18 protein-coding genes are annotated in these 22,983 nt (G+C 60.9%); 9 read left to right on the forward strand and 9 right to left on the reverse strand.

The window, feature by feature from the left end:
- Positions 1 to 46: 46 nt before the first annotated feature.
- On the reverse strand, positions 47 to 805 hold the full coding sequence (locus BLL38_RS06705) for an SDR family oxidoreductase (RefSeq protein ID WP_076961842.1): 759 nt from the start codon (positions 803 to 805) through the stop codon (positions 47 to 49).
- 75 nt (positions 806 to 880) lie between these two features.
- Between BLL38_RS06705 and BLL38_RS06710 the strand changes: the two genes are divergently transcribed.
- The 4 genes from BLL38_RS06710 (at position 881) to groL (ending at position 4,382) form a co-directional block, all read left to right on the forward strand.
- Positions 881 to 1,612 carry a HugZ family pyridoxamine 5'-phosphate oxidase gene (locus BLL38_RS06710; RefSeq protein WP_076961843.1) on the forward strand — a complete coding sequence of 244 codons (732 nt, stop codon included), beginning with the start codon at positions 881 to 883 and terminating at the stop codon, positions 1,610 to 1,612.
- A 66-nt stretch (positions 1,613 to 1,678) separates the two neighbouring features.
- Complete coding sequence (locus tag BLL38_RS06715) at positions 1,679 to 2,155, forward strand: FxsA family protein (RefSeq protein ID WP_076961844.1); 477 nt, start codon at positions 1,679 to 1,681, stop codon at positions 2,153 to 2,155.
- Positions 2,156 to 2,383: 228 nt separating this feature from the next.
- Positions 2,384 to 2,680, forward strand: a complete 297-nt coding sequence (locus BLL38_RS06720) for a co-chaperone GroES (protein WP_017139748.1) — start codon at positions 2,384 to 2,386, stop codon at positions 2,678 to 2,680.
- A 49-nt stretch (positions 2,681 to 2,729) separates the two neighbouring features.
- Positions 2,730 to 4,382, forward strand: coding sequence for a chaperonin GroEL (gene groL, locus BLL38_RS06725; RefSeq protein ID WP_076961845.1), 1,653 nt, complete (start codon positions 2,730 to 2,732; stop codon positions 4,380 to 4,382).
- 85 nt (positions 4,383 to 4,467) lie between these two features.
- Here the strand turns inward: groL and BLL38_RS06730 are convergent, their stop codons facing one another.
- A complete protein-coding gene (locus tag BLL38_RS06730) occupies positions 4,468 to 6,405 on the reverse strand; it encodes an LTA synthase family protein (protein WP_076961846.1) in 1,938 nt (645 codons plus the stop codon).
- Between the two features lie 201 nt (positions 6,406 to 6,606).
- Here BLL38_RS06730 and colR point away from each other — a divergent pair, with 201 nt between their 5' ends.
- The 5 genes from colR (at position 6,607) to BLL38_RS31375 (ending at position 10,358) form a co-directional block, all read left to right on the forward strand.
- Entirely contained in the window at positions 6,607 to 7,290 is a 684-nt protein-coding gene (gene colR / locus BLL38_RS06735) for a two-component system response regulator ColR (protein WP_029295378.1), read from the forward strand.
- Positions 7,280 to 8,560, forward strand: a complete 1,281-nt coding sequence (locus BLL38_RS06740) for a sensor histidine kinase (protein WP_076961847.1) — start codon at positions 7,280 to 7,282, stop codon at positions 8,558 to 8,560. Before colR ends, BLL38_RS06740 begins: the two co-directional genes overlap by 11 nt.
- Positions 8,561 to 8,729: 169 nt before the next feature.
- Complete coding sequence (locus BLL38_RS06745) at positions 8,730 to 9,410, forward strand: class I SAM-dependent methyltransferase (RefSeq protein ID WP_076961848.1); 681 nt, start codon at positions 8,730 to 8,732, stop codon at positions 9,408 to 9,410.
- A 4-nt stretch (positions 9,411 to 9,414) separates the two neighbouring features.
- Complete coding sequence (locus BLL38_RS06750; RefSeq protein ID WP_076961849.1) at positions 9,415 to 10,131, forward strand: lipopolysaccharide kinase InaA family protein; 717 nt, start codon at positions 9,415 to 9,417, stop codon at positions 10,129 to 10,131.
- Positions 10,131 to 10,358: a hypothetical protein gene (locus BLL38_RS31375; RefSeq protein ID WP_076961850.1), complete on the forward strand. Its 228-nt coding sequence runs from the start codon at positions 10,131 to 10,133 to the stop codon at positions 10,356 to 10,358. Before BLL38_RS06750 ends, BLL38_RS31375 begins: the two co-directional genes overlap by 1 nt.
- 157 nt (positions 10,359 to 10,515) lie before the next feature.
- Here the strand turns inward: BLL38_RS31375 and BLL38_RS06760 are convergent, their stop codons facing one another.
- From BLL38_RS06760 to BLL38_RS06790, 7 genes are all read right to left on the reverse strand, one after another.
- On the reverse strand, positions 10,516 to 13,548 hold the full coding sequence (locus BLL38_RS06760) for a multidrug efflux RND transporter permease subunit (protein ID WP_076961851.1): 3,033 nt from the start codon (positions 13,546 to 13,548) through the stop codon (positions 10,516 to 10,518).
- Positions 13,549 to 13,551: 3 nt separating this feature from the next.
- Positions 13,552 to 14,715, reverse strand: a complete 1,164-nt coding sequence (locus tag BLL38_RS06765; RefSeq protein WP_076961852.1) for an efflux RND transporter periplasmic adaptor subunit — start codon at positions 14,713 to 14,715, stop codon at positions 13,552 to 13,554.
- A gap of 179 nt (positions 14,716 to 14,894) precedes the next feature.
- Complete coding sequence (locus tag BLL38_RS06770; protein ID WP_076961853.1) at positions 14,895 to 17,921, reverse strand: multidrug efflux RND transporter permease subunit; 3,027 nt, start codon at positions 17,919 to 17,921, stop codon at positions 14,895 to 14,897.
- The gene (locus tag BLL38_RS06775) at positions 17,918 to 19,078 is read right to left on the reverse strand and encodes an efflux RND transporter periplasmic adaptor subunit (RefSeq protein WP_076961854.1); all 1,161 of its coding nucleotides are present in this window, start codon (positions 19,076 to 19,078) and stop codon (positions 17,918 to 17,920) included. Before BLL38_RS06775 ends, BLL38_RS06770 begins: the two co-directional genes overlap by 4 nt.
- 262 nt (positions 19,079 to 19,340) lie before the next feature.
- Positions 19,341 to 20,438 (reverse strand): DUF1513 domain-containing protein, encoded by a 1,098-nt coding sequence (locus tag BLL38_RS06780; protein ID WP_076961855.1) that lies wholly within the window; start codon positions 20,436 to 20,438, stop codon positions 19,341 to 19,343.
- A 2-nt stretch (positions 20,439 to 20,440) separates the two neighbouring features.
- The gene (locus BLL38_RS06785; RefSeq protein ID WP_076961856.1) at positions 20,441 to 21,505 is read right to left on the reverse strand and encodes an imelysin family protein; all 1,065 of its coding nucleotides are present in this window, start codon (positions 21,503 to 21,505) and stop codon (positions 20,441 to 20,443) included.
- Positions 21,506 to 21,536: 31 nt separating this feature from the next.
- The gene (locus tag BLL38_RS06790; protein WP_076961857.1) at positions 21,537 to 22,967 is read right to left on the reverse strand and encodes a di-heme oxidoreductase family protein; all 1,431 of its coding nucleotides are present in this window, start codon (positions 22,965 to 22,967) and stop codon (positions 21,537 to 21,539) included.
- Between the last annotated feature and the right edge of the window lie 16 nt (positions 22,968 to 22,983).

A 22,983-nucleotide genomic window follows, 5' to 3' on the forward strand; every position in this document is an offset into this window, starting at 1 on the left:
GTCTGCTATCGCGAGCAAGCCCGCTCCCACATTTTTTTCGGCGTTGTTACAGGCGCAACCCCCCATCCATCTCCAGAATGCGCCCGGTGTAATAGTCGTTCTCGAAGATATACGCCGCCGAATGGGCGATCTCTTCCGGGCGGCCCATGCGCTTGAGGGGAATCCCCGCCGTCATCTTCTCCAGCGCCTCGGGCTTCATGCCCAGGGTCATCTCGGTCTCGATAAAGCCCGGGGCAATGCCCGCCACGCGGATGCCATAGCGTGCCAGTTCCTTGGCCCAGGTCACCGTCGCCGCTGCCACGCCGGCCTTGGCCGCCGAATAGTTGGTCTGGCCGACATTACCCGCCCGGGAAATTGACGAAATGTTGATAATGGCGCCGTGGTTGTTCAGCTCCACCATCTTCGCCGCCACTTCACGGGTGCAGAGGAACACGCCGGTCAGGTTGACGTCGATCACCGCCTGCCACTGGGCCAGGCTCATCTTGGTCATTTCGCCGTCCTTGACCTTGAGCAGCAGGCCATCGCGCAGGATCCCGGCGTTGTTGATCAAACCATGGATCGCGCCGAAATCATCGGCGATCCGGGCCACGGTATGGATCACCTGTTCTTCATCCGCCACATTACATAGATAGCTGCGCGCGGTAACACCATGGGACTGGCAGGCCGCCACTGCTCCATCGAGCTTTTCCTGGTTGAGGTCCACCAGCGCCAGGTGGGCACCTTTGCTTGCAAAATACTCGGCCATGGAACGGCCCAGCCCCTGGCAACCGCCGGTGATAATGATTACTTTGTCGTTGAGATGCATTCGCATGTCCTGTGAGCAGATTTAAGCGGTTGCCCAAGTCCGTTTTTTGACGGAATTTATCGAAGGAGTCATAAGTTGAGCGTCCACGTAGCCCAGAATGCCCGAGAACTACTGCTCAAGGAATACCGTGGGGCGCTCGCCACCCACTCCAAGGCCATGCCCGGCTTCCCCTTTGGTTCGGTGGTGCCTTACTGCCTGGATGCCGAGGGCCGGCCGCTGATCCTGATCAGCCGTATCGCCCAGCACACCCACAACCTGCAAAAAGACCCTAAATGCTCGTTGCTGGTGGGCGAGCGCGAGGCCGAGGACGTGCAGGCCGTGGGGCGCCTGACCTACCTGGCCGAGGCCGAAAAGCTCGACGACGAGGCCGCCATTGCCGCTGCCGCCGAGCGTTACTACCGGTACTTCCCGGATTCGGCGAACTACCACAAGGCCCATGACTTCGACTTCTGGGTCCTCAAGCCGGTGCGCCATCGTTATATCGGCGGTTTCGGGGCGATCCACTGGGTCGATCAACTGACCCTGGCCAACCCGTTCGCCGGCAAGGCCGAGCTGAGCATGATCGAGCACATGAACAGCGATCACACCAAGGCCATTGCCCACTATGTCGAACTGGCCGGCCTGCCGACCTTCGAGCCGGCGCAATTGGCCGGTATCGACAGCGAAGGCATGCACTTGCGCATCGGCCAGGGCCTGCACTGGTTGCCTTTTGCGCAGACTTGCAACACGCCGACACAAGTGCGCGAGGCCCTGGTTTTCCTGGCTCACGCCGACGCCTGGCCGAAAAAAGCCGGCACGCACGCTTGAATTCACGAAAGGGCGACGTCATCTAAGGTCTAGTAGCAAGGCATTCTTGCGTTGAGGAACCATTTGATGCGCCCTTTTTTATTGCTCTTTCTGCTGTTTCCGGTGCTGGAGCTGTTCGTATTCGTCAAGGTCAGCGGGGCTATCGGGTTTTTCCCGGCGCTGCTGCTGATCATTCTCGGCTCGATGCTCGGCGTGTTTGTGCTGCGCATCGCTGGCCTGGCCACGGCACTGCGTGCCCGTGAAAGCCTGAACCGCGGCGAATTGCCGGCCCAGACCATGCTCGAAGGCCTGATGATGGCCTTGGCCGGTGGCCTGCTGATCCTGCCGGGTTTTGTCAGCGATGTGCTGGGCTTGATCCTGCTGCTGCCCTTCACCCGTCGCTTGCTGGCGGGCAAGATGCGCCAGCGTGCCGAAGAAGCGGCGATCCGCCAGCGCGCCTTTGCCGATGACCTGCAGCCCCGTGGCGGCCCGGCACCTCGCCAGCCGCTGGGGCGTGAAGGTGATGTGATCGAAGGCGAGTTCGAGCACCGCGACTCCAAGTAACGCCATCCCTGGCCCGGCACCTTCGGGTGCCGGCCGACACAAAAAATTTCACCTGCGGCCCTTGTAATAAGCATATACGCCCTTATGTAACGGTCACCGCAAGGTTTCTGGTGGCGACACCAGACAGACTTCCGCGTTTCGCTTGGCGAAGCGCGACCGGCACCGCCGGAATACAACCAGCCGGTACTGATACCGGCCGATGAAACTTACAATTAGGAGAGATCGACAATGAGCAAGCTTCGTCCTCTGCACGACCGCGTCGTTATCCGTCGCAGCGAAGAAGAAAAGAAAACCGCTGGCGGTATCGTTCTGCCAGGTTCGGCTGCTGAAAAAGCCAACCACGGTGTGATCCTCGCAGCTGGCCCAGGCAAGACGCTGGAAAACGGTCAAGTACGTGAGCTGGCGGTGAAAGTGGGTGACAAGGTTGTATTCGGTCCTTACTCCGGCAGCAACACTGTGAAAGTCGACGGCGAAGATCTGCTGGTGATGGCTGAGAACGAGATTCTCGCCGTTCTGGAAGACTGATTTCCCGCCCATTTTCCCGTTACTACAAAGTATTTAAGGAATATCGATCATGGCTGCTAAAGAAGTTAAATTCGGCGATTCCGCCCGTAAAAAAATGCTCACCGGTGTCAACATCCTGGCTGACGCAGTAAAAGCGACCCTGGGCCCGAAAGGCCGTAACGTGATCATCGAGAAGAGCTTCGGCGCTCCGACCATCACCAAGGACGGCGTTTCCGTCGCCAAAGAAATCGAACTGGAAGACCGTTTCGAGAACATGGGCGCGCAGCTGGTCAAAGACGTTGCCTCCCGTGCCAACGATGACGCAGGCGACGGCACCACCACCGCCACCGTTCTGGCTCAGGCCATCGTCAACGAAGGCTACAAAGCCGTCGCTGCCGGCATGAACCCGATGGACCTCAAGCGCGGCATCGACAAGGCGACCATCGCCATCGTTGCCGAGCTGAAAAACCTGTCCAAGCCTTGCGCTGACACCAAGGCCATCGCTCAGGTAGGTACCATCTCTGCCAACTCCGACAGCTCCATCGGCGACATCATTGCCGAAGCCATGGAAAAAGTCGGTAAAGAAGGCGTGATCACCGTTGAAGAAGGCACTGGCCTGGAAAACGAATTGTCGGTTGTAGAAGGCATGCAGTTCGACCGTGGCTACCTGTCCCCGTACTTCGTCAACAAGCCAGAGACCATGGTTGCCGAGCTGGACAGCCCGCTGATCCTGCTGGTCGACAAAAAGATCTCGAACATCCGCGAAATGCTGCCAGTACTGGAAGCCGTTGCCAAAGCCGGCCGTCCACTGCTGATCGTTTCCGAAGACGTTGAAGGCGAAGCCCTGGCGACTCTGGTGGTGAACAACATGCGTGGTATCGTTAAAGTCGCAGCCGTCAAGGCTCCGGGCTTCGGCGACCGTCGCAAGGCCATGCTGCAGGACATCGCCGTCCTGACCGGCGGCACCGTTATCTCCGAAGAGATCGGCCTGAGCCTGGAAAGCGCCACCCTGGAAAACCTGGGTAGCGCCAAGCGCGTGACCATCTCCAAGGAAAACACCATCATCGTTGACGGTGCTGGCGTAGAGCAGGACATCCAGGCGCGCATCACCCAGATCCGTGCCCAGGTTGCCGAAACTTCGTCCGACTACGACCGTGAAAAACTGCAAGAGCGCCTGGCCAAGCTGTCTGGCGGCGTTGCAGTGATCAAGGTTGGCGCGGGTTCCGAAGTAGAAATGAAAGAGAAGAAAGCCCGCGTTGAAGACGCCCTGCACGCAACCCGCGCAGCCGTTGAAGAAGGCGTGGTACCTGGCGGTGGCGTTGCGCTGATCCGTGCTCTGGAAGCGCTGACTAACCTGACCGGCGACAACGCTGACCAGAACGTGGGTATTGCTGTACTGCGTCGTGCTGTTGAAGCACCGCTGCGCCAGATCGCTGCCAACTCCGGCGACGAGCCAAGCGTTGTGGTCAACGAAGTCAAGAACGGCAAAGGTAACTACGGTTACAACGCTGCGACTGGCATCTACGGCGACATGATTGAAATGGGCATCCTGGACCCTACCAAGGTGACTCGTTCCGCGCTGCAAGCGGCATCCTCCATCGGCGGTCTGGTCCTGACCACTGAAGCTGCGATCGCTGAAGCGAAGAAAGAAGCCCCGGCTGGCGGCGGTATGTCAGACATGGGCGGTATGGGTGGCATGGGCGGTATGGGCGGCATGATGTAAGCCAGCCTTACCCCTGATACATAAAAGCCCCGCCTGAGTGATCAGGCGGGGCTTTTTCATGGGCGCTTATCGGGGCACTGTTGGCTCAGTTGAGGGCCGGGTCTTTCGGGGCTTTCCAGCTCAGCAGGTGGTGCTTGAAGTCATAACTGGCCGTTTGGTAGTAAGTGATCGCGCGCTGGATCAACGGGTCATTGCTGTCAACCCGGGACTCTTGGCTTGCACCCAAGGCCTGGTCATGGCGACGCAGGCCTTGGCGCGGGCTGAGGATTGCCAGGTTGGTGCCATCAAACAGGCCCAGGTGCTGATAGTTGCCGACCACCACGCGCGGTGGCAGCGGGTTGTCCTGCAACAGGTTGCGCCCGAAAAACGTCGATTCATAGCTCAGGTTCAGCAGGCCCAGAAGTGTCGGGGCGAGGTCGATCTGGCTGGCCAGTTGCGCGCTTTCCCGGGCCTTGATCAATTTCGGCGCATAGATAAACAACGGAATCTGGTAGTTGGCGATGGGCAAGTCTTCCTTGCCCGCGCTGCCGGCGGTGTGGTCGGCGACAAACACGAAGATCGTATTGTCAAACCACGGTTTTTGGCGCGCAGCCTGCAGGAACTGGCCGATGGCGTAGTCGGTGTATTTCACCGCACCGTCGCGACCATTGCCGGACTTGATATCGATCCTGCCATCCGGGTAAGTGTAGGGGCGGTGGTTGGACGTGGTCATCAGCTGCAGCAGGAACGGTTGTTGTTTGGCGTAGTCGGCATCCGCCAGTTTCAGGGTCTGGTTGTACAGGTCTTCATCGGCCATGCCCCAGGCGTTCTTAAAACTGATGTCGGATTCGGCGACACTGCTCTGGTCGACCACCCGGTAACCGTTGCCGCTGAAAAACGCATTCATATTGTCGAAGTAGCCGCGGCCGCCATACACAAACACGCTGTCATAGCCGATGCCCTTGAGCTGCTGGCCCAGGCTGGCAAAGCCGCTTTCCCGGCCAATGCGCTTGACGATGGAGCGCCCCGGTGTGGGCGGGATGGCCAGGGTAATGGCTTCCAGACCGCGGTCGGTACGGGTGCCGGTGGCGTAGAAGTTGTTGAAGTACAGGCTCTGCTTGCGCAGTGCGTCGAGGTTGGGCGTCAGGTTGCGTGCATCCCCATTGCTGCCCATGTATTTGGCGCTGAAGCTTTCGAGGGTCACCAGCACTATATTGGGTTTGCGCAGGGTGCCGGGGTTATCGATGGTGCGGCGGATATCCAGCGGGTCGCTGCCGATGAAGCGCGCATTGGGCTCGCTCAGCTCCGCGCGTAGCTGGCGGGCCACGGTATCGCTCGGCAGGCTTTTGTAGAACTGGCTGTAGTCCAGTTCGTTGTTACGGAACGCCGCGAAGAACTGGTATGGGCCATTGCTGGCCAACTCGTTGTTATAGGCGTTGCCACCCTGGGTGCGCGGGCTGTCCTGGCTGATCATTTGCAGGCTCAGGCCGGCAACCACCAGCAGTCCCAAGGCATTGAGCAAGCGCCCACGCATGGCCGGCAGGGGCGAGTCGAGGGCTGCGTTGAACAGTTTGCGCAAGGCCAGGCTCAAGACAATCGCCAGCACCGCCAACAGGCTCAACAGTTTGCCGATGGGGTAGGACTCCAGCAGGTTGTTCAGTACCTCGTCGGAATACACCAGGTAATCGACGGCGATAAAGTTGAAGCGCACCCCGAACTCATCCCAGAACAACCATTCGGCCACTGAGGTGAACAGCATGGCGAACAGGCTGACGGTCAGTACCCCTTGCAGGAACCAGCGATGGCCACGCCGCCGCCATAACGCGGGCGGGCACAGCAGCAGGTACAGGCCCAGGGGTAGTGCGGCATAGGCCAGGAAGCCCAGGTCGTAGAGCAGGCCTACACCGAACACCGGCAGCAGGTTACCGCTGACTTCATCCAGGTGGGTGACGAGCAAGACGCTGCGGGTCAACAGAAAAATGACCAGCCAGGTGCCGGTCACCAACAGCAAATAGCGCATTGGCGCAGTTTTGATAAAACCCATATCTAACTTCCTTATATCAATGGGGGGCGATTTTCACTCGGGTACTGTAGTCAAGCTGTGAACCGATAGTGAAAAACTCGTTACGCCAGGCAATCAGTTGAAAAGAGTAATAGGTTAGCCTGTCAGGCCTAGCGGTAAGCCCGGCTTGGCCTTAAGCTGCGCGAGCCAACACGGCCGCTACCGCGTACGGAGACACTGCCCATGCGAATTTTATTGGTTGAAGACAACCGCGATATTCTGGCCAACCTGGCCGATTACCTGGGGCTCAAGGGCTACACCGTAGACTGTGCGCAGGACGGCTTGTCAGGCCTGCACCTGGCCGCCACCGAGCATTACGACCTGATCGTGCTCGATATCATGTTGCCCGGGATTGATGGCTACACCCTGTGCAAACGCCTGCGTGAAGACGCGCGCCGCGATACGCCGGTGATCATGCTCACCGCCCGCGATCAATTGGACGACCGTCTGCAAGGCTTCAAATCGGGTGCCGACGACTACCTGCTCAAGCCGTTTGCCCTGTCGGAGCTGGCTGCGCGCATCGAAGCGGTACTGCGTCGTGCCCAGGGTGGCGGTCGGCGGGAGCTGCAGGTCGGCGACCTGTCCTACGACCTCGACACCCTGGAAGTGACCCGCGAAGGACGTCTGCTCAAGCTCAACCCGGTCGGCCTGAAACTGCTTGCGGTGTTGATGCAAAAAAGCCCGCATGTCCTGCGCCGCGAAGTGCTTGAAGAGGCCCTGTGGGGCGATGACTGCCCGGACAGCGACAGCCTGCGCAGCCATGTCCACCAATTGCGCCAGGTGATCGACAAGCCTTTCGCCAAACCGTTGCTGCAAACCGTGCATGGTGTGGGCTACCGCCTGGCAGAGGGCCGTGATGGAGTTTAGGCAAAGCCTTGCCCAGCGGATCATCATCGCCTTTGCGCTGATGAGCGCGCTGGTGGCGGGAGCCTTCGCCATGGGCATCGTGGCCACGGTGCACCTGGTGGAAGAAAAACTGATTTCAGCGGGCCTGGGCGGCGACCTGCAACGCCTGCTGTTGATGGACAGCGTCGAGGACTGGCGCCACCGCCCTGAGCCGGACCAGTTGTTCTACTTCAGCGGCGGGCGTGGGGATTTTCAACTGCCCAAGGACTTGCGGCATCTGGACGCCGGCTTTCATGAAGTGTTTCGCGATGCGCTTTCCTACCATGCCATGGTCGAAATCGTCGACGGCCGTCGGTATGTCCTGCTGCAAGACCAGAGTGATTTTGAAGAGCGCGAGCGCGTACTGTTTGCGGTGGTGCTGGTGGGGTTTGTCCTCAGCCTGGCGCTGGCGGTATTCCTCGGCTGGGTTCTGGCCCGCAAGGTGATGGCACCGGTCGTACGCCTGGCGCGCCAGGTGCGCCATCGCGACCAGCTATTGGGCCTGGCCCCACCGCTGGCCCCGGACTACGCGGCCGACGAAGTGGGCGAGTTGGCAGTGGCCTTCGACGCCACCCTTGGCCGCCTGCGCCAGGCGCTGACCCGTGAGCGCTTGTTCACCAGCGATGTGAGCCATGAACTGCGCACCCCCTTGATGGTGCTGGCCAGTTCCTGCGAATTGTTGCTGGAGAACCCGGCGATTGATTCACGGGGGCGCAAACAGGTTGAGCGTATCGCCCGGGCCTGCGAAGAAATGCGCGAGCTGGTGCAGACCTTCCTGATGCTGGCCCGTGCCCAGCATGATGACACCACAATGTCGCCTCAGATCAGCCTGACCGAGGTCGCGGAGGGCTTGCTGGGGATCTGGCGCGACCCCATCGAGCGCAAGGGCATCGAGTTGTTCTACCAACCGGGCAACCCACTCGACACCCGCTACAACGCCACCTTCCTGCATGCGGTCATGGGCAATCTATTGCGCAATGCCCTGCATTACACCGAGCAGGGGTTTATTCGCCTGACCCTGGAACCCACCGGTTTTGTGGTGGAAGACAGCGGCGTGGGGATTCCCGAAGACAAGCGCGAGGCCATGTTCGAGCCGTTTGTGCGCGGTAACGAAAAACGCGGTGACGGCCTGGGCCTGGGTTTGTCGCTGGTCCAGCGCATCTGCGAGAGCCAGGGCTGGGTGGTCAGCCTCAGCACCATGGAGCCCAGTGGTTGCCGCTTCCAGGTTGAATTGAACCCGATCAAAACCTGACCCCTTGCCTGCCCCTGTTCTCGGGGGCAAATGGCTTTATGCCATGCTTTTTCCCTGTAAAACTTTGTAATTCTTTAGGATTAGACGGGACGTTTTTTTCACAAAGGGTTGACCTGCGGATGACGCACGACTGCTTAAGGTTGTCGGCATCAGTCCAGGAGAGCTGTTGATGGCTACCCCAATCAAGCTTGAATTTTCCGCAAAGTACGACGACCAGCACGCTCAGGAATATTTGCTTAAACATCAGGACACCCTGTCGCGCCGTCTGTCTCACAAACGTGATGAACAATTGGCCCGTGGTGCGCTGGCGATGGCCGGTGAGCCTGGCCTGGTATTGGACCTGCCGTGCGGGGCCGGGCGTTTCTGGCCGTTGCTGGCCGAAAAGCCCAACCGGATCATTATCGGTGCGGACAATTCCGAGTCCATGCTCAACATCGCCATGGGTGCGCAGCCGGCCGAGGTGGTCAAGCAGGTACGGCCCTTGCAGACATCTGCCTTTGATATCGATTTGCCAGATAACGCCGTGGACAGCATTTTCTGCATGCGCCTGTTGCACCACATCGGCGAGCCTGCGCACCGCATGGCGATATTGAAGGAATTTCAACGAGTTACCCGCGATAGCGTGATTGTCTCGTTGTGGGTGGATGGCAATTTCAAGGCCTGGAAACGCAAGCGCCTGGAAGAGCAGCGCCGCCAAAAAAGTGAGCAGGACAGTTACCGAAATCGATTTGTGTTACCGGCTGCTACTGTTGAGGCTGAGTTTGAGCAAGCTGGTTTCCGCGTCCAGGAGTATTTGGACTTCATACCGCTGTACGCCATGTGGCGTGTGTATGTATTGCGCAAGAGGTAACAGGATGGCAGTTGAGTGCGTAGCAGGCAGTCACGTAGCTCCCGAAGAGCGGTTCGATTATTTCTGGCAACAGCAGGGCGAATGGGTCGAGGAACCCAATCGACGGCGGGGTGGCGAAAGCGGCGTACAGCGAGTGATCGGTACCCAGGGGCGCCTGCTCTACAGCAAGCGCCAGACCGGCCATACCTACCGCAGTTGGCTGCATCCCTTTGGGCGGCCTACGGTACTGCGCGAGCGTGATGCGCTCAGGGGCCTGCGCTTGCTGGATGTGGGCGTCCCGGAACTGGTGTTTTGTGGTGCCCGTCGCGATCGGGACCAGCAGTGGACGGCCTTGCTGGTGACGGCGGCATTGGAGGGTTTTACGGACATCGACAGCTGGTACGCCGCCGGTGGCCGCGAGCAATGCGGGGAGCTGGCGCATGAGCGCCTGCTCGATGAATTGGCGCAAACCCTGGCGCGGATGCACAAGGGGCGCTGGCAGCATGGCTGCCTGTACAGCAAGCATATTTTCGTGCGGGTCAGCGGGGCGGGTGAGGGTGCGACGGTCGACGTGGCGCTGCTGGATCTTGAAAAGTGCCGCCAACGTTTGACCGCCCGCCGGGCCGCTGCCCATGACATGCAGCAATTGCGTCGCCATTCGTCGTGGAATGCCACCGACTGGCAAAAACTCAGCTACTTTTACGAAACGGCGTTTGGCAGCGCTATCAAGGGTTTAACCTAATGAAGCTAGAAATAGCACGAGGTTTGTTTCTGTTGGGGGCCTTGGGCATCGCTTCCCTGGCCCTGGCTGCCTGGGAGCAGCCCCGCACAGAAGTCCTCAGCGCAGAGCACAGTGGTGGGCAATGCCCGCTGCCGCGTATCGCCAAGACTGCTGGGGTTACACAACCTGATCATCAGCTTTTGCTGTTTATGTTTGGGATGTCCCAGGGCATGAGGCCTGCGAGTTGAATAGATTGACGCCCCTGTAAAAGGCCCCGCAGCGCGGGGCCTTTTGTTTTTTGCGTGTTGCTGCGTGCTTTGCCCGGGTGGCGGCTAAAACAGAGCAACAGCAGAAGCGGAGCGCGAAGCTGCATTCGCCGCCATTACCGCAGAAATGGATATGTCCTCAATCAGCCAAGGGATCAGGCTTGGCCAACAACGTATAAACACACGGCAACACAAACAAAGTAAACAACGTCCCCACAGACATCCCCGTAGCAATCACCATCCCGATATCAAACCGACTGACCGCCCCCGCCCCCGTGGCCAGGATCAACGGCACCATCCCAAACACCATCGCCGCCGTGGTCATCAAGACCGGGCGCAGGCGAATCGCCGCTGCCTCTTCCACCGCTTCACGGGGCGTCAGGCCTTTGTCCTTGCGCAACTGGTTGGCAAATTCGACGATCAGGATCCCATGCTTGCTGATCAGCCCGATCAACGTCACCAACCCCACCTGGGTGTAGATATTCATGCTCGACCAGCCGAGGAACAGCGGGATCAACGCCCCGCAGATCGACAGCGGCACCGTCACCAGGATCACCAGCGGGTCACGGAAGCTCTCGAACTGCGCCGCCAGCACCAGGAAGATGATTGCCAGCGCCAGGCCAAAGGTGACCCACAGCGCGCTGCCTTCCTGGATGAACTGGCGCGACGCGCCGCTGTAGTCAAAGGCGTAGCCGGCCGGGGTTTCTTCGAGGGCGATCTGGCGCACGGTGTCGATGGCCTCGCCCATGCTGACAATCGGGAAACCCGAGATCAGTGCCGAGTTGAGTTGCTGGAACTGGTTCAGCTGGCGCGGCCGTGCGCGGTCGCTGACGCTGATCAGGGTCGACAGCGGCAACAGTTCGCCCCGGGTGTTTTTCACGTAGTAATTGTTCAGCCACTCGGGGTTGTCGCGGTAGGCCCGTTCGACCTGGGCGATTACCTTGTAGCTGCGGCCATCAAGGGTGAACCGGTTGATCTGCGCCTCCGCCAGCAAGGTCGCCAGGGTGCTGCCCAGGTCTTGCATCGACACCCCCATCTGCGCTGCCTTGGCGCGGTCGATATCCACCACCACCTCGGGCTTGTCGAACGCCAGGTCGATATCCACAAAGGCGAACTTGCCCGACTCCATGGCGCGTTTCTTCACGCGGGTGGCCACTTGTAGCAATGACTCATAGTCATTCGGCGTATTGATCACAAACCCGAAGGGCAGGCCTTCGCCGGTGCCCGGCAGCGACGGCAGGTTGAAGCCGAACACCTGCAAGCCGGGAATCTGCTCCAGGCGTTTCTGCACCTCGGGCAGGATCTGCATCTGCGTGCGGTCGCGCTCGTTCCACGGTTTGAGCAGGAAGCCGCCGATACCCGACTGCACCCCGTTGAACCCATTGATCTGGAATGAGGAGTAGTACTCCGGGAAGTCCTTGAAGATCGTGATGAACTCATCGGTGTAGGTGTTCAGGTAGTCCAGGTTGGTCGGCTGCGGCGCGCTGGCCATCATGAAGATGATGCCCTGGTCTTCGTCCGGGGCCAGTTGCGACTGGGTGAACTTGAGGAACACCGGGATCAGGCACAGCACGATCAAGGCAAATACAATCACCACCGGCCGGGTGTCCAGGGTGCCGTGCAGCAGGCTCTGGTAGCGGCGCTTGAGGCCCTCGAAGATCAGGTCCAGGCGATGGGCCAGGCCCGTGGGGTTTTCGTCGTGGCGCAACAGCAGGGCACACATCATCGGGGACAGGGTCAGGGCAACGATGCCGGAAATCACCACCGCCCCGGCCAGGGTCAGGGCGAACTCCTTGAACAATGCCCCGGTCAGCCCCTCAAGAAAGCCGATGGGCGCGTAGACCGCCGCCAGGGTGATGGTCATCGACACCACCGGCACGGCAATCTCCCGCGCACCTTCCAGCGCTGCGTCCAGTGGCGTCTTGCCGTCTTCGATATGGCGGTGGATGTTCTCCACCACCACAATGGCATCGTCGACCACCAGGCCGATGGCCAGCACCATCGCCAGCAGCGTCAACAGGTTGATGGAGTAGCCCATCAGTTGCATGAAAAACAGCACGCCAATCATCGACAGCGGGATGGTGACCACCGGGATCACCACCGAGCGCAGCGCCCCGAGAAACAGGAACACCACGACGATCACGATCAGCACTGCTTCAAACAGGGTCTTGATCACTTCGTTGATCGAGGCCTGGATAAACAACGTGGCGTCGTAGGCAATTTCGGCCTTGAGAGTGGGGGGCAACTGGGATTCCAGCTCCGGCATCAGCTTGCGCACTTCCTTGATCACGTCCAGCGGGTTGGCGCTGGGGGTGGCCTTGATGCCGATATACACCGAGGGCGTGCCGCCAAAGGAGCTGATGGCGTTGTAGTTTTCCGCGCCCATTTCCACCCGGGCCACATCGCCGAGCAGCACCCGGCTGTCGCCATCGGTCTTCACCGTGATAGCGGCGAAGGCTTCGACGGTCTTCAGATCGGTATTGGCGTTGATGCTGGTGACCACATATTCGCCCTTCACCTCGCCGGCGGCGGAGAGGAAGTTGTAGTGGCGTACGGCATCGGTCACGTCGCTGGCGCTCAGGCCAAAGCCCGCAAGCTTGACCGGGTCCAGCCACAGGCGCATGGCAAACACCTGGTTGCCGAGGATCTCGGCCTCGGCCATGCCGGGCAGGGTCGCCAGCTTGGGCTGGATCACCCGCGACAGGTAGTCGGTGATCTGCGGGTTGCTCAGTTGCTGGCTGGAGAAGCTGATATACATCAGCGCCGAGGCATCCGCGGCTTCCTTGCTCAACACCGGGTCTTCAGCGTCCAGGGGCAGCTTGTTCTTGACCTCGTTGGCCTTGGCCAGCAGCTCGGTGAACAGGCGGTCGCTGTTGGCGCCGATCCGTGCATAGATGGAAATCACCGAGAAGTTCTGGCGACTGACCGAGGTCATGTAGTCGATGCCTTCGGCGCTCGCCAGGCTTTGCTGCAATGGCTGTGTGATGTAGCCCTGGATCGTCTCGGCATTGGCCCCGGGGTAAGCGGTGGTCACCGTGATCAGGGCATTTTCCATGGACGGGTATTGGCGCAGTGGCAGTTTGCTGTAGGCCTGCAAACCCAGAAGCACGATCAGCAGGCTGACCACCATGGCCAGTACCGGGCGGCGGATAAACGTGTCGGTAAACGCCATGGCTCAGTTCCTTGAACCGTCGTTGCGCAGAGGCAGGCCAGGGGTGGCCGGCAGGTTTTTATCCGCAGTGATGGCAATATGCGCACCGGTGTCGAGCTTGATCTGCCCGGCGCTGACCACTTGCTCGCCACGGCTCAGGCCCTGGGTGACCAGCACTAGGCCGTCGCGCCGTTCGCCGGTCTCGATAAAGCGCCGTTCGGCGATCAGGATCGGTTGGCCGCTGGCATCTTGTTCAAGGCTGCCGTCCGCGGCCTTTTTCTGCGCCACCACATAGGCCGAATTGCCGTAGAGGGTGTAGGTAATCGCACTTTCCGGTATCACCACCTGGGCTTGCGGATCGGGCAACAGCACTTGCAGGCTGCTGAACATGCCCGGTAGCAGTTTAGTGTCCGGGTTGGCCAGGGTGGCCCGCACCAGCACGTTACGGGTGCTGCTCTCGACTTTGGGGTTGATGGCGCTAAGGGTGCCGGGGAAGGTCTGTTTGGGGTAGGCCGAGACGTGCACCTGTACCTCCTGGCCGATGGCCAGCTTGGGCACCGATTGCTCGGGCACATAGAAGTCCACGTACAGGCTGCTCAGGTCCTGCAAGGTGGCGATCACCGTGCCGCTGGCCAGGTAGTCGCCCACATCCACCTGACGGATGCCGATGGTGCCGCTGAACGGCGCGACGATGTGTTTCTTGGCCAGGGACGCCTTGAGCTGGTTGACCGTGGCTTTGTGCTTTTGCAGTTGCGCCGAGAGCCGGTCGAACTCGCCCCTGGAGATTGCCTGGCTGCCCACCAGTTGGCTGCCGCGCCCGTAGTCGAGCTGGGCCAGGCCCAGGTCGGCCTGGGCCGTATGCAGCAAGGCGTCTTCCACCGCGCTGTCGAGTTGCACCAAAGGTTGCCCGGCCTTGACCTTCTGCCCGGACTCGAACTGCACGTCCTTGACGGTGCCGGCGATCTCCAGGGCCAGGTTCACCCCTTGCAAGGCCTTGAGCGTGCCCACCGCTGGCAGGCGTTGTTGCCAGGGGTGTTCGACCGCCGTGGCCACCGCCACGCTGATCGGCGGTTTGGGCGCAGAAAAGACCTGGATCTGCTGATAGATGGAAAAGGCCTTATAGCCTCCCAGCAGCAGGACGATTAACAGGACAATGGCCAACATGATCAGCATGCGACGACGCAGCATATTCCGGTTCCTTGGAAAAAACTGAGGCAGACGAAGACGAACGATTCGGCACATTACTCCGAGTTTCGGGGGGATTCCAACTGGTAAATTTCACAGTTGGCAGGCAGGCTCAAACCCCCGGGTTGTAAGGGCTTGGAGGAGTGGGAAAGGGGTGTCAGCCCTTTCCTTGGGGGCGTGTATCAGCGTGTAGGTTTGGCCAGCGCCGTATACACCGACGGGAGGACAAACAAGGTGAACAAGGTGCCGATCGACATGCCGGTGGCGATCACCATGCCGATATCAAAGCGGCTGACCGCGCCCGCCCCGCTGGAAAACACCAGGGGGATCACCCCCAGCACAGTGGCGATGGTGGTCATCAGCACCGGCCGTAAGCGGATCGCGGCGGCTTCCTCGATGGCGACACGGGGTGACAGGCCCTGTTCCTTGCGCAGTTGGTTGGCGAACTCGACGATCAGGATGCCGTGCTTGCTGATCAGGCCGATCAAGGTGACCAGGCCGATTTGTGTGTAGATGTTCAGGGTCGACCAGCCGAGGAACAACGCAATCAACGCGCCGCAGATCGACAGTGGCACCGTCACCAGGATCACCAGGGGGTCACGCAGGCTCTCAAACTGGGCCGCCAGCACCAGGCCGATGATCGCCAGGGCGAGGCCGAACGTGCCCCAGAGCGCATTGCCCTCCTGGACAAACTGGCGCGTGGCGTTGCTGTAGTCGAAGGTGTAGCCGGCCGGTGCCTCTTCTTCGGCGATGGTTTGCAGGGTTTCAAGTGCGTTGCTCATGCCGACAATCGGGTAAGCCGAGACCAGCACCGAATTGAGCTGCTGGAATTGATTCAACTGCCGCGGTCGTACCTGTTGCTTGGAGACGGTGATCAACGTCGACAAGGGCAATAATTGGCCTTTGGCATTTTTTACGTTGTAGTGGCTCAGCCAGTCCGGGTTGTCGCGGTAGGTGCGCTCGACCTGGGCGATCACTTTGTAGAGGTTGCCATCAATCCTGAACCGGTTGATTTCCGTTTCCGCCAGCAGGGTGGCCAGGGTCAGGCTCAGGTCCTCCATGGACACGCCTATTTGTGCGGCCTTGACCCGGTCAATGTCGATCACCACTTCGGGTCGGTCGAACGCCAGGTCGATATCCACGTAGGCAAATTTCCCGGAGTCGATCGCCCGTTGCTTGACGCGCTCGGCCACGCCCAGCATCGATTTGTGGTCTTGCTGGGAACTGATGACAAAGCCAAAAGGCAGGCCCTCGCCCGTACCCGGCAAAGAGGGCAGGTTAAAGGCAAAAATCTGCAGGCCGGGGATCTTGTCCAGTTTCTCGCGTAATTGCGCCAGCACCTGCATTTGTGTGCGCTCGCGCTTGTCCCAGGGCAGCAGTTGAAAGCCGCCAACCCCCGAGTGCACGCCATCGAGGCCATTGATCTGGAAGGAGGCCTGGTACTCGGGCACGGTCTTGAACGGCTCGATAAAGTCCTGGGTGTAGCGATTGAGGTAGGCCAGGTTGGTCGGCTGCGGCGCGTTGGCGAGGATAAAGATCAGGCCCTGGTCTTCATCGGGTGCCAGCTCCGAGAGGGTGAAGGTGAGCATGGCTGGGATCAGGCCAAGGATGAGCAGGGCGAACACGATGACCACCGACTGCGCCTCCATGATCTGGTGCAGGCGGCGCTGGTAACGGTGCTTCAGATGATTGAAAAAGCGATCGAGGAGCAGCGGCAGGCCCTGTGGCTGTTGTTCCGGGCGCAACAACAGGGCGCACATCATAGGGGACAGGGTCAGGGCAACGATGCCGGAAATCACCACGGCGCCGGCCAGGGTCAGGGCGAACTCCTTGAACAGTGCGCCGGTCAAGCCTTGCAGGAAGCCGATCGGCGCATACACCGCCGCCAGGGTGATGGTCATGGAGATCACCGGCATGCACACCTCCCGCGCCCCCTTGATCGCGGCTTCAAGGGGGGACCTGCCTCTTTCGATATGCCGATGGATGTTCTCCATCATCACAATGGCGTCATCGACCACCAGGCCAATGGCCAAGACCATGGCCAGCAGCGTCAGGACGTTGATGGAGTAGCCCATCAGTTGCATGAAAAACAGCGTGCCGACCAGCGACAAGGGAATGGTGATGACGGGAATCACCACCGCGCGTAACGAACCCAGAAACAAGAACACCACCAACACCACAATCAGGATGGCTTCCATCAGGCTCGACAGCACATGGTCGATAGAGGCGTTGATATACAGCGTCGAGTCGTAGGCGATATCCGCATGCAGGTGGGGCGGTAACTGTGTTTGCAGCAGGGGCATCAGCTCGCGTACGCGCTTGCCCAATTCCAGTGGGTTGGCATCGGGGGTCGGTTTGATGCTGATATAGGTCGCGGGCAGGCCATTGAACGAACTGAAGCTGTCGTAGTTCTGCGAACCCAACTCCACCCGCGCCACATCACCGAGGCGGACCTGGCTGTCACCGTCGATTTTCAAGGTGATGGCCCGGAAGCCCTCGGCCGATTGCAGCTCGGTATTGGCCGTCACACTGGTGACCACCAGTTCACCGGTGGCATCGCCGGCAATGGACTGTACGTTGTAGCGCTTGATGGCGTGCGTCACATCGCTGGCGCTCAAACCAAACCCCGCGAGTTTCAGCGGATCGAGCCACACACGCATGGCAAAGCTTTGGTTGCCGATGATCTGGGCCTCGGCCATGCCCGGCAGTGTCACCAGTCGAGGCTGGATCACGCGGAGCAGGAAGTCGGTGATTTGCGCATTGCTCAGGGTGTCGCTGGAAAAACTCAGATACATCAGCGCGGTGTTATCCGCCGCGACTTTGCTCAGGACCGGGTCCTCAATCTCCTTGGGAAGCTGGTTCCTCACTTCATTGGTCTTGGCCAGCAGTTCGGTGAATAAACGGTCGCTGTCGGCACCGACCCGGCCATAGATGGAGATAATGGACACATTCTGCCGGCTGGAGGAGCGCATGTAGTCGATGCCTTGCGCGCTTGCCAGGCTTTTCTGCAGGGGTTGTGTGATATAGCTCTGGACGGTTTCGGCACTGGAGCCCGGAGAGAGCGTGGTCACCGTAATCAGCGCATTTTCCATCTGGGGGAACTGGCGCAGCGGCAATTGCCCCCAGGCTTGCCACCCCAGCAGCAGGATCAGCAGGCTGACGACCAGGGCCAGCACGGGACGGCGGATAAACAGGTCGGTGAACGTCATTCAGCGTTCTCCCGTTGTGCCGCCAGTGGTCGCTCATCGGGTTGATTCCTGTCGAAGCTGATGTGCACCGGGGTGCCGTTTTGCAGTTTGATCTGGCCGGCCGTGATGATTTGTTCGCCCTTGGCCAGGCCCTTGGTAATCACGATGTCGCCGTCGCGTCGCTCGCCGGTTTCGACCAGGCGTTGTTCGGCGATCAGGACCGGCATGCCCTCGCCATCCAGTTCGTCGCGGCCTTCGCTGTTTTTGCGCGGCACCACGACGTACACGTATTCGCCATAGGGGCTGTAGGCAATTGCGCTTTCCTGGACCACGATGTGCGCGCCCGGGTCGGCCAGCATCACCTGCAAGTGGGCGAACATGCCCGGGAGCATGTCGTCGGGCGGGTTGGTCAGGGTGGCGCGTACCAACACATTGCGCGTGTTGTCATCGACGATGGAGTTGATGGCACTGACCGTGGCGAAACTGAAAAGCCCAGGCCGCGCCGAGACCTCAATGCGCACGGACTGGCCGATCTTGATCTGTTGGACGGCTTGCTCGGGGATATGGAAATCGACGTAGAGACTATGGGTATCCTGCAGGCTGGCGATCACCGTGGAGCTTTGCAGGTAGTCGCCGATGTTGACCTGGCGGATGCCAATGGTGCCGTTGAACGGGGCGACGATACGTTTTTTTTCCAGGGTCGTGCGGCGTTGTGCAACGACGGCATTGTTGCGGTTGAACTCGGCGGACAGCCGGTCGAACTCACCTTTGGAAATGGCATTGACCGCCACCAGTTCCCGGCCGCGTTGAAAGTTCTGCCGGGCCAGGCTCCGGTCAGCCAGGGCCACCTCCAACTCAGCCTGCTCGGTCTGGTGTTCGAGCTGCAGCAGGGTTTGCCCTTCCTTGACCTCTTGCCCCGAGTCGAAGTGCAACTGGGTGACGACGCCGGGCACCTCAATACTCAGGTTGATACCTTGCAACGCCTTGAGCGTGCCCGCTGCGGGCAACTGGCGCTGCCACGGCTTTTCGAGGACCGTGGACACCGCCACGCTGACGGGGGGCTTCGGCGCATGCAGAAGTTGCAATTGTTGGTAAGCCCAGAACGCCTTGTAGCTGGCGAGCATCAGCACGACCAACAGGACGATGCTGAGCATGGTAATCATCCGGCGACCCGGCATAGTGGCTTCCTTGTGATGGCGATGTCGTGCGGGAGGGGCGATGGACGAGCAGGCAGGCGCGCTCGTTGGCCCGGTGAGCCACGCAGTTTTCACGAGAAAGGCGGGTGCTATAAGGGGTAAATTCGCGAGTGTCTGTGAGAATGTTGGTCGCCGTAGGGAGGCGTTTTCACATGTTTCGTAGGAGAAATGCCTGGTGCTGGCGGGGCAGGAGAAGACGCTCCCGGGCGTTGGCCGGGAGCGATCAGGTGGCGCGGGGGTGAGGTCAAATCAGATGCAGGTGGTTATCCCAAAAACCGGCTGGTAAATCCAGGGGCTTGGCCACCCATTGGGGCTGCCGGCAATCGTAGAAACGGCAGCGGCCCTGGCCCGAGGTCACGACAAAGCCGTCCGCCACCGCGCCCACGCCGGCGCAGTCGGGCAATGGCCCGTCCAGGCGCAGTTCGCCGCTGTCCATGTCCCAGATAAAAAAGCGGTTACCCCGTGGCGCGGTCAGTGCCACCAGGCGTAGCTCGCTGTGCACGGCCACGCTGGCGGTGTAGTGCCCCATGGCCTGCAACTGCTCGTCCGCCACCGGGAACGCCACGAACGGTTGCCCCGGACGCTTGATCGCCAGCAGCTCGGAGCGCTCCTGGGACGGCCCCATGAACTGTTGCCCGGTGAGGATCGTGCCATCGCTGGCGATCCCCATATGCCGCACGCTGTTCATCGGCTGGGCGAGGGTTTCCTTGCTCAACAGGGTACCGTCACGCTGCATCAACACCAGGCTGGGTTCCATGGCGTCGAGGTTCATCTCGACCCGGCTCTCGGCCTCGGTGCGAATGCCACCATTGGCCACGATCAGGGTCTCGCCATCCGGCATCCACGACACCTGGTGCGGGCCGATGCCGTGGGTGGACATCTCGCCACTGTGCACCAGGCGCTCACCCTCAAACCGATACACCCCCAACAGGCCGCGACCGGGGTCGGTGGTGTCGTTTTCCGTGGCATACAGCCAGTCGCCACTCTTGTGGATCACCGCATGCCCATAGAAGTGCCGGTTGGCCTGGGACGTCACGGTTTGCAGCAGCGTGCCGTCGCGCAGGTCCACCAGATAGCTCTCGGTGCCCGGGCGGCGGGCCACGAACAGGGCGATGGGCAGGCTCGGGTGGTTGATGATGTCGTGGCAGCGCTGGCCGACCTGGGTGGCGAACACCTGGCTGCCGTCCAGGCGATAACCCACGGCGTAGTGCTTGCCATCGCCATCATCCCGGGCCGACAGCAGCAGCGGGCTGTCGCCCTTGCGTTTGAACAGCGTCCAGCCACCCAGGGTGATTGCACTGAGCAGCACGCTGCCGATGGCCAAAGCCTGTCGCCTGAGCATCATCAGTCACCGTCGTTGGCATTGAAGCCCAGTTGGATGCCCAGCGCCTTGGCCAGTTCGCCTTCGTGCAGGCGGTGGACCACGTTGAGGCTGTCGTAGAGTGCGTTGAGTTGCTCGCGCCCGGCGTCGTCGGCCAGCAGTTCATTGAGCGAACGCGGGTTGCTGTCGAACAGCTTCAGGGCGGCGGCGTAGGCGGCGTCGATCTTCTCGGCCAAAGGCTTCTGGTCGGCGGGCAGCAGGCCACGCAGGCCCTTGTTGTCGACCCCGACCCACACGGTCTGGGCCGCCGCGAGGCTGGCGCGCAAGCCTTGCAGGGACGACTGGCTGCGCCATGCATCGGCCTGGAACGGCTGGGGGATACCCTTGGACAGGCGCCCCATCGGTGTGCCGAGCTTTTTCTTCAGGGTGTCCAGGGCCGTGACCTGCACGCGCAGCAACTCGGCGATGGCCTCGTGGGAATCGGCGTAGCGCTGGTTAGGAAACTTGCTCATCTGCGCAAGCATGCCGTCGGTGCTGTTCCAGCTCGTAAGAATCTCTTCGGCCAGCAGTTTCTGGCGCTCGCCGATGGCAATCAGCAGCGGGCAGTAGCGGGCTTTCTGGGCGTCGTTGGCGATATCGGTCTTGGCGTCATACAGGATGTATTCGTAGGCCGACAGGCCCTGCACGACCACGCTGGACTTGGCCAGGGCGGCGGCATCGATCTGCGGCTGGGCGCTGGCCAGTTGCTCGACCTGGCGGCCGACGAGGTTTTTCTTGTCGGGCCAGAACTGCACCTGCCAGGCGCGATTGCCTTCGGCCAGCGGGCCGATCAGCAGCGGTTGCAACTCGGCCCAGGCTTTTTGTGCATGGAGGAAGTCGGCGCGGGCAGTCTCCAGGGATTCCTTGCCTTGGCAATAGGCCAGGGCGCTGACGGCCAATTGCCGGTCAGCCTCGACCCAGCGGCTGTAGGTCGGCAGGATCACTTGCTTGGCGATGGCCGCCGAGGTGACTGCTTGCGGGTCCTGCGGCGAGCAGGCGCCCAGGGCCAGGGCGGCCAGGCTGGTGAACAACAACTTGGGACGGAACATGTCGAGCTCCCTTCAATAATTGGGGCAAAGCTTATAGAGAATTCAGGAACGCGAGCAACGCGGCGCGCTGCTCGGCGTTAAACGACAACACCTGTTGTTGCGCCGCCTGGGCTTCACCGCCGTGCCACAGCACGGCTTCAAGCAGGTTGCGGGCGCGGCCGTCATGCAGGAACTGGGTGTGGCCACTGACGTTTTGCGTCAGGCCAATGCCCCACAACGGCGGCGTGCGCCAGTCGCGGCCACCGGCCTTGAATTCAGTACGGTTATCGGCCAGGCCCTCGCCCATATCGTGCAGCAGCAAGTCGCTGTACGGACGGATCACCTGGTTGGCCAGTTCCGGTTCGGCGGCATTGCCGGCGGTGGTGAACTTGGGGGTGTGGCACGCCTGGCAACCAGCCTGGAAAAACAGATTCTTGCCGGCCAGCACCTGCTGCGCGTTGACATCACGGCGTGCGGGTACGGCCAGGTTACGGGTGTAGAACAGCACCAGGCGCAGGATGTTATCGCTGACTTCCTGCTCGCCATTTTCGCCATTGCCGTTGGGCGCCTGCCTACAGGCAACCTGGGCCTCGGTGCAGTCGTCCATCGGCCGTAGGCGGGTGGTCAGGCCCATATCACCAGAAAACGCGTGAATATTTTGTTGATTGAGGTTCGGTTGCCCGGCCTTCCAGCCAAAGCGCCCGAGCACGGTTTTTTGCTGGGCATCATCCCAGACCCAGTTCGGGCGGCCGAGCACGCCGTTTTTATCCGGGCGTTTGCTGGCGTTTTGCAGGATGTCCGCGTCGCTGATGGCTTCGAGCAAGCCCAGGCCGATCATCGGTGGGGCCACGCGCGCGGAAAACCGCGTATCCGGGTGCATCGGCCCGTAGCCGAGCTGGGTGATTTGCAGGGTCGGCTTGCGCAACTCGACCACTGTGCCGTCCTTGAACGTGACGTTGACCGGGGTGTAGTCGACCCGCACCTTGCCTTCCGGGACCACGCCGGGCACGGCCATGTCCTGCAGTTGCCCGCCGTAGACCGGCTCGGGCACCACGCCAATCTGTTCGATGACCTTGGCATAGGGCGGCGAATCCGGGATCGACAAACGCACCAGCATCGATACCGCATTGCTGGCTTCAGGCACGGGCGGGTGACCGCGACCGTCCTTGATATGGCAGTTCTGGCAGGCGTTGGTGTTGAACAGCGGTCCCAGCCCATCACGGGCGGTGGTGGTGGCCGGGGCGATCACCCAGGGGTTGCGGAAAAAGCTGTTGCCGACGCTGAAGTCCAGGCGGCGGGTCGGTGCCAGGTTGGCCGATGGCAGCGAAAAGGCATTCTGGTCGCTCTTGCGCACCGTTGTGCCGCCTCCCGAACGGGCCTCACCGGGCTCGGCCTGGGTAAACGTCGGCGGCGGGGTGTCATCGCAGGCACTCAGGCCCACAGCCATCAAGAGTACAGACAGGCGAAGCGGCAAACGGAGCATCGGTAATCCTGGAAGA

The organism is Pseudomonas gessardii (genome assembly GCF_001983165.1).
Classification (GTDB): Bacteria; Pseudomonadota; Gammaproteobacteria; order Pseudomonadales; family Pseudomonadaceae; genus Aquipseudomonas; species Aquipseudomonas gessardii.